Origin of the sequence: Lentilactobacillus dabitei, assembly GCF_019061365.1 — a bacterium.
In the GTDB taxonomy this organism is placed as follows: Bacteria; Bacillota; Bacilli; order Lactobacillales; family Lactobacillaceae; genus Lentilactobacillus; species Lentilactobacillus dabitei.
Window position 1 is genome coordinate 1 of record NZ_JAHPPD010000080.1, and the last position, 12,043, is coordinate 12,043.

The 12,043-nt window shown below is 43.4% G+C and carries 10 protein-coding genes; 5 read left to right on the top strand and 5 right to left on the bottom strand.

The genetic code is table 11. From position 1 onward, the window contains the following. On the top strand, positions 1–136 hold a 136-nt coding region (locus KTE19_RS10870; protein WP_217342284.1), incomplete at its 5' end, for a zinc ribbon domain-containing protein. A gap of 449 nt (positions 137–585) precedes the next feature. Here KTE19_RS10870 and KTE19_RS10875 read toward each other — a convergent pair. The 4 genes from KTE19_RS10875 to KTE19_RS10890 all read right to left on the bottom strand — a co-directional run bounded on the left by KTE19_RS10875 (position 586) and on the right by KTE19_RS10890 (position 5,276). Further along, entirely contained in the window at positions 586–1,455 is an 870-nt protein-coding gene (locus KTE19_RS10875; RefSeq protein ID WP_217165140.1) for a DegV family protein, read from the bottom strand. 149 nt (positions 1,456–1,604) lie between these two features. Then, the gene (locus KTE19_RS10880) at positions 1,605–2,435 is read right to left on the bottom strand and encodes a hypothetical protein (RefSeq protein ID WP_249778519.1); all 831 of its coding nucleotides are present in this window, start codon (positions 2,433–2,435) and stop codon (positions 1,605–1,607) included. 13 nt (positions 2,436–2,448) lie between these two features. Then, a complete protein-coding gene (locus tag KTE19_RS10885; protein ID WP_217165142.1) occupies positions 2,449–3,264 on the bottom strand; it encodes a hypothetical protein in 816 nt (271 codons plus the stop codon). Between the two features lie 266 nt (positions 3,265–3,530). Further along, a complete protein-coding gene (locus KTE19_RS10890) occupies positions 3,531–5,276 on the bottom strand; it encodes a phospho-sugar mutase (protein WP_217165144.1) in 1,746 nt (581 codons plus the stop codon). 328 nt (positions 5,277–5,604) lie between these two features. Between KTE19_RS10890 and KTE19_RS10895 the strand changes: the two genes are divergently transcribed. Then, positions 5,605–6,624, top strand: coding sequence for a LacI family DNA-binding transcriptional regulator (locus tag KTE19_RS10895; RefSeq protein WP_217165146.1), 1,020 nt, complete (start codon positions 5,605–5,607; stop codon positions 6,622–6,624). Here the strand turns inward: KTE19_RS10895 and KTE19_RS10900 are convergent. Beyond that, positions 6,605–7,444: a DegV family protein gene (locus KTE19_RS10900; protein WP_217342281.1), complete on the bottom strand. Its 840-nt coding sequence runs from the start codon at positions 7,442–7,444 to the stop codon at positions 6,605–6,607. The genes KTE19_RS10895 and KTE19_RS10900 overlap by 20 nt on opposite strands. Positions 7,445–7,583: 139 nt before the next feature. Here KTE19_RS10900 and KTE19_RS10905 point away from each other — a divergent pair, with 139 nt between their 5' ends. The 3 genes from KTE19_RS10905 (at position 7,584) to KTE19_RS10915 (ending at position 11,787) form a co-directional block, all read left to right on the top strand. Next, positions 7,584–7,892 (top strand): DUF7671 family protein, encoded by a 309-nt coding sequence (locus tag KTE19_RS10905; RefSeq protein ID WP_217165147.1) that lies wholly within the window; start codon positions 7,584–7,586, stop codon positions 7,890–7,892. A gap of 100 nt (positions 7,893–7,992) precedes the next feature. Further along, a complete protein-coding gene (locus tag KTE19_RS10910) occupies positions 7,993–9,879 on the top strand; it encodes a S53 family peptidase (RefSeq protein ID WP_217342282.1) in 1,887 nt (628 codons plus the stop codon). A gap of 3 nt (positions 9,880–9,882) precedes the next feature. After that, a complete protein-coding gene (locus KTE19_RS10915) occupies positions 9,883–11,787 on the top strand; it encodes a S53 family peptidase (protein ID WP_217342283.1) in 1,905 nt (634 codons plus the stop codon). Positions 11,788–12,043: the final 256 nt, after the last annotated feature.

Sequence of the window (12,043 nt, forward strand, 5' to 3'; positions counted from 1 at the left end):
CATTAGGGGGAGTCATGGCACTCATAAACTTACACTGGCCGATCGTGAATGGACTTGTCCAGCCTGTCATCAGTCCCATATCCGAGACCATAATGCCGCCCAAAATATTTTAGCAAGGGGTATCATATCCCGATAATAAACTGTGTCCGTCTGGCAACCTGCGGACACTAAAGGTTTTGGTAATTAGCACGTAAGACCTGCTTGCAGGCAACCGCTGTATCTAAGCAAATTGTGGTCGTGACACCGTGAGGTGTTATTCTCACAAGCTCCTGAACTTATTCAGGAGTGGTTGACATTATGATAATTTGCCATGATTGATTTACCTTCAGCTTTCGAATTTTGATGGTGATTGAAAACTTGCGAGTTTAAAATTAAATGTATTTTGAAATAATAGCTATATTTGCAATCCTAAGCAATCTTATTCTACAAAGATTTGAAAAAACAGTGATATTTTAAAACTTGGACCAAATTTTATCATAGGTTCGTTAAAATATCATAAAATTTGGAATTTGGACGAATGATTTGTAGCCAACTACAATCAAGACGACAAAAAAGCGAGTGGCAATTCACTCGCTGTGGTTCAAGTTACTTGCTAATTTTATCCCAATCAATATCCCAAACAACGCCCATGGCTTTTTCGCCAGTATGAACGGTGATTGCTGGGCTAATTTGATAAGTACTGATTGCGGTGCTTGGAAACTCTTCATGGAATCGGTTAACCCAGGCCTTACTGAGCTTCGGATTATTGGCGTCAACCACCGAAATTCTCATCGGCAGTTGGAAGTCAGATTGACTTTCTGTGATGAATTTGACGATGTGCTCAAGCGATTGCTTCATCGTGCGGTCTTTGGCCAACGGAACGATTTTACCGGCCTCGTCAAAAGTTAACATTGGTTTGATTTTCAGTAGATTACCAAAAAAAGCTGAGGTGTTGGAGATCCGTCCTGTGCGTTGCAGATGAGATAAACTGTCAACTACCAAACAAACGTGGATGGAGTCTCTCAATTGGTCCAACTTAGGCAGAATGGTGGCGGCATTTTCACCAGCCATTGCCAGTTTGCCAGCCAATAGTGTCAAGTCAGCTTCACCCGCACTAGCAATTTTTGAGTCAAATGGATACACCTTAATATTGGTCACTTGCTGGCTGTAGGCAACCAAGTTTTCGTAAAACGAGGTGATGCCAGAAGATAGATTGACACAGATGACCTCATCGAATCCCTGTTCACTGAGTTGGTCAAATGCTGTCTGCATCTGGCCCATTGTGACTTGGGCAGTCGTCGGCAGTTGGTCAGCTTCCGCCAATTTTTTGAGAAAGGCTTCAGAAGTGATATCGATGCCATCGCGGTATTGTGTTTGGCCAAAAATTACGGTGATTGGTAAAACGGTGATCTGGTATTTATTAGCCAGTTCCTTATCGAGGTAACTGGCACTATCAGTGATTACAGCAGTTTTCATATTCAAATTCCTCTCCTACGGGGTTCTTTATCATTTTAACCTTGATTTGAAAGGAATACAAAGGAAGCGTGCTCGAATAATTAAAAAAAGTTGTTGCAAATTTGAATTATTTTAATTTTCTTAGTTATAAAGAGATATTAGCTTCCTTATTACGGATAAACGGTCATACTCCCCACATAAAAGTCCTTGCCGCCGACGTTATACCTGACAGAAATAACCGCGTTACTGCCATACTTTTGAATCTTCGAATGGTTCACCGTCGCCAAGTAGTGATTGGTCCTGGTCATTTTCAGGCGGTAACGGTACTTGCCGGTGCTATTGATTTTGGTCATTGGTAAGCCGGAAACTTCTGCCTTGGTGTAGAAGTACGAGGTGTTGCCTTTCTTAACGAACTTTTGGAGTTTGGCATAATCGGCTGGTTTGGCATTACCATCCGTGTAGATAGTGATGCCGGTGAAGTATTCCAGGTAGCCGTCGTCAGTGACTCGAAAGGCATTCTGCTTCGACAAAAATTGGTCACTTGGCAGGGCTTTATTGCCTTCCCACACGTAAGGATCCTGAGTGTAATTATCTGGGGTTTTGGTATAGGCGAGGTAATTGGGTTGCTTTACGATTTTGAAGAGGCTCTTTTTCGCCCAAATGTAAGTGGTCATCTGTTGATTATGTTTGGACTCATCGACCACTTTTCGCAGCGGCCAGCGGAGGTTATCCATATTAATATTGACGTATGGTTTGCCAGTTGTAACGCCCTTGCCGATTGAGCCAGCGTTAAAGACGGTCCCTTTTGGAATTGTAATGGAGATATCCTTAAAATACGCGTTGGTTGTATGGATGGTCTGCTTTGTTTCCAAAAATAAATTGTGAGATTTGCTGGTTAAGTATTGACTGCTAGCGGATGCTGCGGTGGTGAAACTGATCACTGCAGATAATGCCACGGTCAATGCGAGACCAGCTTTTTTGATTTGTTTGGTTGTTATCAAGCTACTTGCCTCCCTATTTAAAATTGCTGACACTATTAATTTCAAACCAGTCTTCTTTATTGATCCGTGAGACCCAGCTGGTCAGTACCTTTTGGACATCTTCGTCATTCGGGATGACTGTCACGTTGCCATATGAGGTTCCTTGAATGGTGAGCTGGTAATGGTTGTGACTCAGCTTAACAAATGGCAGTTGAGCAACATCCGTTTTGAAGTTCAAAATGGTCTTACCACTGCTGGTTGGGTGGGTCGCGTTTTGGACTTTAACACTGGTAGTTGGCTGTGGTGAAACTTTGAAGAGGTACGGTGAATTTTCGTAGTATTCTAAGTAACCATCAGTCGTCACCCGGATTCTTGTGTTGGTTTGGGAAACATAGTCGGCAGGGACGATGTAACCCTTCCAAAGATTGCCAGTCTCGGTCTTGACTTTCTTGAGTGATCGTTTGCCATCGGATTGGGCGGCGTAATAGTCTAAATAAACTGGTTTTTCAATCTGCTTAAAAGTGGCTTTAGTTGCTGGCAGCCACCGTGTAATTGTGCTGGTGGCTTTTGAACTTAATAATGGCTTTCTCAGGTTATAGCTTAACCGCTCAACATCGGTATAAACGTACTTCTTGCCAGCAATGGTTTTGACACCACCAACTTGTAATGGTGTGTTCTTAGGAATCGTTATTTTAACCTGTTTCTTGCTATTAGTTGTTTTGATGGCTTGTTTGGTAATCACAAAACTATTTTTGATAATTTTGGCGTGAACCGGTTGGGCTTGGAATAGTGTTAGCCCAGAGAGCAATAGGGCACCGGTTGTGAGCTTAATCGTTGTCGTTAATTTCAATGGAATGTCCTCCTAAAAGATAAGTGAGCGTAGCAAAGCGGTTTGCAATCGGTATGTAAGTCTCCTCGAATAGAAATTCTGGTTTTTGGAATTTTTATTCGAGGTGCTTACATGCAGATTGCTGCTTTGAGAAACTGTCTTCTAATCCCTCTATTCTACCAGTATCCACTCCACAACGCAGGCTTAACCTCCGTCAAATAAAAAAGATCTGACTACGGTCATCAGCAGCAGACTGTAGTCAGATCTCAATTGTATTTAAATGTTCATTAGTTATTAATTAATTTGTTAATCAACTTATCCAGTTCATCAACATAACTATTTAACTTAGCGTCCACAGCTTTCTGGCTCTTGTCGACGACTTCAAGGTAGAACTTTACTTTTGGTTCGGTTCCAGATGGCCGAACGGCGACCCAAGTTTCATCATCCAACCAATACTTCAGCACGTTGGATTTTGGTAAGTTAATGGTCGACGTCTTGCCATCCTGATCAGTCAGAATAGATGATTGGTAGTCAGCATGACTGATAACCTTGTGGCCGTTAATTTCAGTGAGTGGATTATCACGCAATTCAGCCAAAATGTGGGCCATTTTATCCTTGCCATCAAGGCCATCGAACTCTTTAGCGATGGTCTTTTCTGCGTAGTAGCCGTACTTCTGGAACATTTCCTGAACACCGTCATACAAAGTCTTGCCCTGATTCTTATAATAGGCTGCCACTTCAGCCAGCAATAGGACAGTCTGAATGGCATCCTTATCCCGGACAAATGGTTTGATTAAGTAACCAAAGCTTTCTTCAAAGCCAAACAGGAAGGTGTGATCATGCTCAGTTTCATAATGGTGAATGGCCTCAGCAATAAACTTGAAACCAGTCAGAACATTGTTAGTCGCAACGCCAAACGAAGCAGCAATCTTCACGGCCAAATCAGTTGAAACGATGGATTTCACAATCGTGCCGTCAGCTGGTAAATCACCGGCATTCTTTTTAGCGGTTAAAATGTAATTTAGTAAGACGCTGGCAATTTGGTTACCGCTTAATAATTGATAATTACCATCAGGTTGACGAACCGCACAACCTAGCCGGTCAGCGTCAGGATCTGAGGCGATTAAGACGTCGGCGGCTACCTTTTTGCCAAGTTCCTTAGCCAAATCAAAGGCTTGCGGGAACTCTGGGTTAGGAAATGGGGTAGTTGGGAACTCTGGATCGGCGATGGTTTGTTCTGGCACAACTACGTAATTCTTAAAGCCGGCTGCTTCTAAGGCCCGACGCGCAATCACTTTACCAGTTCCGTGCAAGGGCGTATAAACAAATTTCATGTTGGCACCGACCTTTTTGATCAGGTCTAAATCAATGTTGACGGTCTTAACCTTTGCCAGATAGGCTTGATCAACGTCTTCGCCAATCAGGTTCATGGTCTTGGCTTCCCGCAGTTCTTGTTCAGGCGTTACCTTAATAGCAAACAGGTCACTGTTCTTACGAATATAGGAGGTAATTAAATCAGATTCCTTTGGAGGCATCTGGCCGCCATCTTCGCCATAAATCTTGAAGCCATTGTATTGCTTGGGGTTATGGCTGGCCGTAATCATAATGCCGGCATAAGTGTGGAGATGGCGGACCGCAAAGGATAGCTCCGGGGTCGGGCGGATGTCATCAAAGACAAAGGTTGGGATGTGATGATATCCTAATACTTTAGCAGATTCGTGGGCAAATTCTTTGGAGTGGTAACGGGAATCGAAACTAATTGCAACTCCCCGTTTGCGAGTAGCTTCATCCAACGTATCCATGAAGGATGCAAGGCCCTCGGCGGCTTGGCGAACAGTAAAAATGTTCATGCGATTAGTGCCGGCGCCCAGAATTCCCCGCATTCCAGCGGTTCCAAACGATAAAAAGGTGCCAAATGCGTCTTCTTGTTGATTTGAATCAGTCTTCATTTGATCTAGATTAAGTAAAATATCAGCTGGTAAATTCGGTTGCTGTACCCATTGTTGGTAGGCTTCCTTAATTGTGTCTTTCACGACATGACCCTCCCTGTTTAGTCAGTCAGCGGGTCCAAGTGTCAAACTACCATTAGGTTCAGTAACGAAAGAGTTGATTTTGAAAGATTCGTTGCCGATACTGATGAGCAGATGTTGACTTGGAGCAGCTGTCCTTGGTAACTCAGTTCAAGTTCATTATAGAAATTCATAGCGGTTACGTCAATAAGTTTACTAGCCAAAAACGTTATTATGACGGAATATCCTTGACTTATCAGGCTAAACAAAAGATAATTATTTTAGTAAATTAACTAAATTTGTTAATGGTCAGTTGAAGAAGGGATTATACTGTATTTGAAGGGGTGACATAATGGCAACAATTAAAGATATCGCGCATAAAGCTGGGGTGTCAATTACAACGGTTTCTCGGGTACTTAATTATGACAAGTCACTTTCAGTCAGTGACGTGACCCGCAAAAAAATTTTTCAGGTCGCTGAAGACTTGGATTACACCAAGAAGCATCGGGTGAGCACGACTCGCGATAGCATCGCCGTTGTTGAGTGGTATTCCGAACAACAGGAATTAGATGATTTATATTATTTATCGATTCGAATGGGTGCCGAGAAGATGGCCGATCAATTACACTACAAGGTCAAGCGCTATTTTGCTGGCGACTCACTGAATGCGATTGATCAGGATGTCAAATCGATCATTGCAATCGGTAAGTTTAGTGACCAGCAGATTCAGACAATGCTCAAAGTAACCCGTAATATTGTGTTTGTGGATTTTGATACCTTAGCTAAAGGCTATGATTGTGTTGTAACCGATTTTGATAATTCGACCAAGTCTGTGTTGAACGACTTCATTGATAATGGCTTGAAGCAAATCGGGATGTTATCGGGAATTGAATATACCAGTGATCACAAGTTGAAGATCATCGATCCGCGCTTGGAGGTTTTTCGGAATTATTTGGAACACCGGTCCTTATACAATCCAGACAATATCTTTATTGGGGACTATACGCTGCAGACTGCGTACAATTTAGTCAACCAGGCGATTCAAAAGGACCGCGAAGCTTTTCCCAATGCTTTGTTCGTTGCCAACGATGCCATGGCCGTCGGGGCGTTAAAAGCCCTTCACAAAAATGGCATTGCGGTTCCGGGTGATGTGAGCTTAGTCAGCTTCAACGATACCGCTGTGGCCAAATATGTGATTCCATCATTGACAGCAGTTAAAGTCAATACTGGTATGATGGGAGAAGTGGCCATGCAGTTGTTAAACCAGCTGAATACGTCAACGAGTGCAGAAAAAAACCGGACGCCCCAAAAAGTCGTTGTGGGCAACCGGTTAATTAAACGGGAAAGTAGTATTAACCCAGCAGATAAGTGACTCCAGTCGCTTCTGGGCCAATAAAAGTGGTCATCTCTGGATTGGTAGCAACAATTGAAATCGGGACAAACGGGAATTCTTTGCTCAACATGTCATACAATAATTTAGCCCGCTCATCACTGCCAGAGTGAAGAATTGATAACTTGACGAGATTTTGGTCATGCATTTCCGCTAGTTGTTTCTCCCAGAATTGATCGATCAGATCTTCTTTGCGACTGCGAGTCACAAATGTAAAATCATTATTTAAAAATTGCAATATATAAGAAACGTTCAACTGCTTATCCAACATCCCTCTGATTTTGCCAACAATTTTGCGGTTAATCAGCTGGGGATTATTTTGGACAGAGAAGAAGATTCGGGTATTGTTTTGGATACGTTTGAGCTTATCAGAAACCTCAGCAATCTCCACCCCAGCCGCAAGCCATTTGGCGGCTGCGAGTACCTGGTAAGCCAAGCCGGCCGCCGTAACGCCGCTATTAATGACGGTGACGTCACTCGTAGATGCTTTGGCGGCAATGAGGGCGTTTTGATAAGTACTGGTCAGCTTATCACTTAAATGAATGGAGAGAATCTGACTGCCATCTTCTCCGAGACGATTGTAAGTGTCAATTAACTCTGGCACAGCAATTTCGCCAATGATTGGTTTAACCGAGCACTTTTCAAATAGCTGCAGGAACTTTTCACTTTTGATTTTATTTACGTAACCGAACAACTTGCCATCTATCAAAATTGGTGGATTCATAACTGCAATCCCATAGTTACGAATATCTGCATTAGATAGATGAATGGCTGAATCGGTTACTATTTTTTTCTGGTTCATTTAATCACCCCTTGATTGTTACGTTCACAATATTTATTGTATATGAAGAAAACAGTTATGTCTGGTTTTTGCGAAATTATTAGAAATAAGTTCTAACTTTATTCATAATTTACTTATGTAAAATGAAAGGATGATGAATGTGAAGGGGAAGTATGAGGTGTTTCAATATATCGGTGTGCCCATAGAAACTAATGATTCAGGGCAGTATCAAATTAAAACGGATGAACAGGGAGATTTTAAGCTGCACAGTTGGCGTACCGGTAAGCATACCAAGGGCAAGTATAAGCAAATTGGTCAAATATTTCTCACGGAAAATAATTTGCTGGTTGCCATTGTTAAAGTCAATCCAGTGGCATTTAAAGACCGGCATACGTATACACCACTGCAGCGGTTTACGAGTGAGGTCGTTTCGAGCCAGCTGGTTGAAAAAGCCCAAGCAAAGATCTAATGTAGTTATTTCAAGAAAAAATGGCAATCAGTGCAAATCAGAGAAATTGATCAACCAGATTGTTATAATTAATTCATATTAACGATAGAAAAGAGTGATGATGTTGAGGGGAAGACAGTTAACAGTTGCGATGTTGAGCGGCTTATTGGTCGTTGGTGCCAGCACGATCATGGGGGTCCGTCCTGCTCGTGCGGCGGCCCAAACCACGGTTGTCAACGTGGCATTGAAGCCGACTAATGAAACGGATTTGACTAACTACGTGTACGCCACAGTGGACCCGACCAGTGCCCAGTTTCACCAATATTTGACTCCGGCTGCGTTTGCCAGCAAGTTTGGTCAGTCGGACGGCACCATTCAATCGTTTAAGGATTACTTGAAACAATATCATGTTCAAATTCGGGCGTATTCTGGTAACTTAGCATTAAAATTAACTGCGACGACGACTAATCTGCAGAAGGCATTTAAGGTAAAGGCCGTTAAAAAGGGTGGTAGAACCACCACGGCCTACCAACTGCCAGGACAGCTCTCAAATAAAGCGGTGGCAGTCATTGGCCTCTACCCTAAGCAATCAAAGGCAAGCAAGGTAGCTAAGAAGGCGACCGCTCACAAGCATTCAGTAGCATTGACCGCTGATTTGTCAACGTCTGATAAGCCAGACACAAGCTTAGTCGGGAACGCCTTCTCTAAAAAATATGGTGCGGCTAAATTCGCAAATGCTTATAAGTTGAACACGCTCTACAATCAGGGCTTACAGGGCCAAGGTCAACGCATTGGAATCATTAACACCAGTGATGTTCGAGATAGTGATTTAGTCACCTACTGGCAGCAAGCGGGCGTTAATGATGATTTAAGCCGAGTACAGCATATTTATCCAGTGGATTCAAAGGCTCAGGCACAAAAAGCAATGAATGTAACGATTCAAGCTTCTCAAATGGAAGCAACCCTGGACGCACAGTCGGCTTCTTCGGTTGCCCCGCAAGCTGGTATTGATTTGTATAGTGGTGATATTTCTGGTACTCACACAACCTTGCCGTCTTCTCATTATGCAACGTTTATGACGGCCATTTCGAGCAATCGTGACCAGCAGTTGACTTCTAGTATGGCACCGGGATTTGAAGTTGCATCTGATTGGGATGATCCAAGTGCGACGGTTAGCCAATATAGTCATGCTTTTAACTTGATCCTTGAACAAGCGGCTGCCCAAGGGATTACGGTATTTCAAGCTAGTGGTGACAGGGGGCCATATGCGCAATCTGGGGCCAAAGAGAATCATTTGATGTCAACTTCGCCTTACCAAGTACTGGTTGGTGGCACGACCCTGCCCTATCAAAAGATTATTGCCAATAAGGTCGTGACGGTGCCAAAAGAACGTGCTTGGGGGGATACTTATTCATCACCAGCATACGATACCAAGTATAGTAGCTTTAGTGGCGGTGGTGGTGGCTTTTCAGCCTTAAACCCAACGCCAAGGTATCAGCAGGGTGTCTCGGGGATTAATACATTTAGAGCAATTAACTATCTTACTTTCAAAAAAGGTAAGTATCAGTTAACCAAGCATCCTCATGTCATTTTCGGTACGGGTAATTCTCGAAATCTGCCTGACATAGCCGGAAACGCTGATCGGCAAACAGGATACGCCTCTTATGTTTCAGGCCAACGCTATGCCGTTAATGCCAAAACGCATAAAGCGGTTAAAGTGTCAGCTAAATTATGGGGGATAGATGGTGGTACCAGCTTCACCACGCCACAAATGGCAGGTGCTAATGCCGTGATCAATAGTGGACGACAAACCCCCGTTGGATTTTGGAATCCACAGATTTACCAATTTGCTCAAGAAACTGACAGTCCATTTAATGTTCTTGATGATGCCGATAATAACGATAATCTGTATTATACGGGTCAACCTGGCAAACTTTACAATCAAGCGACGGGGTTGGGAACCATTAACTTTGAAAAGCTTAGCCATAAATTTAGTGATGAGGGGTGATCAATGATGATTTTGAAGAAAAAGCGGTTCACAATTGCAATGCTTAGCAGTTTATTGGTGTTTGGGGCCAGTATGAATATTGGGGTGAATTTGGTTGCTAAGGCAGCAGCCAAAACGACCATTGTCAATGTTGCATTGAAACCGACTAACGAGGCGGATTTAACCAACTATGTGTATAACACGGTGGATCCGACCAGCGCCCAGTTTCACCAATATCTGACACCGGCTGCGTTTGCCAGCAAGTTTGGTCAGTCGGATAGTTATATTCAGTCGTTTAAAGACTATTTTAAAAAATATCACGTTAAGGCAACCGCTTATCCTGGTAACATGTCGTTGAAGCTCACCGCGACAACGACTAACATGCGGCAGGCATTTGGGGCCAAAGATGTTCCAGCAGCTAAGAAGGGTTATCCATCTAGGACCCACTACAAATTACCAGGGAATCTTTCATCGAAGGTAGCCGCGGTTGTTGGCTTGTACGCACCGCAGGCTAAGAAAGCTACCAAAGAGACAACGAAGAAGGCCCACACCGCATTGACGGCTGATTTGCCAACGACTGCAACCAAGCCGGACACGACATTAGCTGGTAATGCTTTTTCACGGAAATATGGGGCGGCTAAGTTTGCCAATGCCTACCAATTGAACACTTTGTATAATAAGGGCCAACAGGGGCAAGGTCAGCGGATCGGAATTATTAGCTATGGCGATATTCATAATAGTGATTTGACCACTTATTGGCAACAATGTGGGGTTAACGACGACGTGAGCCGGATTTATCGAATTTATACCGTTGGCACCAAGGCTGATGCGCAAAAATCACTGAATGAAATGCTCAATAGTGTTCAGACTGAAGCAACTGTCGATGTTCAATCAGCCTCATCTGTTGCCCCACAAGCGGATATTGATTTTTACGTTGGCGATACGACCGGCACTAGAACATCAGACGCCGGGGCCTACTATACGTCGTTTATGACAGCGATCTCTGGTAATCAAGATAAACAAATTTCAACCAGCTTTGCACCAGACGAGGAGAATGCAGCTGATTGGAGTGATCCAAGTACATCGGTTCAACAGTACAGTAATGCCTTTAATCTGATGCTTGAACAGGCTGCAGCCCAAGGAATTACCGTCTTCAAATCTAGTGGTGACTTTGGCCGGACTGACCAGCCGGGACCAAAGGAAATTCATTCGATGTCGACTTCACCATACTTAGTGATGGTTGGCGGCACAACGCTACCTTACCAGAAAGTTATCAATAATAAATTGATCAGCATTCCAACTGAACGAGCTTGGGGAAATGCTGAAGCTACTAGTGCAAGCGACACTAAATATGGGATCTTTGGCGCTAGCGGCGGCGGCTTTTCTGCTGTGAACCCGACCCCACGATATCAGCAGGGAATTTCCGGCGTTAATACTTATCGAGCGGTTACTTATTTGACCTATGATAAAAAACAGCATAAGTTTGTGATCACGAAGCATCCTCGGGTCATTACGGGGATTGGTAATTCAAGGAATCTCCCTGATGTTTCTGGTAACGCCGACATTCAAACCGGGTATGCCACTTACGTTTCTGGAACGGTGATTTCGGTCAAGGGAACTGGTAAACATCGAAAGGTGATTCGGACACCATCAAAGCAATGGTCAGTGAGTGGCGGAACGAGTTATACGTCACCACAAATGGCTGGGGCCAATGCGGTCATGAATAGTGGTCGTCAGACACCGGTTGGTTTTTGGAACCCACAAATTTATCAGTTTGCGCAACAAACTGACAGCCCATTCACCGTGCTTGACGGAACGGAAAACAATAATTTGTATTATACGAGCCAGCCAGGAATGTTGTATAATCAGGCAACTGGATTAGGGACGATTAATTTTGAGAAGTTGAATGAGAAGTTTGATAGTGAGTGACGAGCAACAGTTGCATCGGAGCGGTCCTAATAATAAAAGTAACATCAACGGTACTTGAGTTTAGAGTTTAAAAAGCAGCGCCATCATTCGTAGTTGCGGAATGGTTGCGCTGCTTGTTTGGAATGTAAGCCCTAGTCCAATATGGTTTGTAGGTTGGACCCTTTGCCGGCAGTAATTAGGGTTCTACAATATCTGTTGTTGGTAATAGATTTTATCTATTACTGATGACAGATTTTTTGTTTCTCGTTAGAATAAA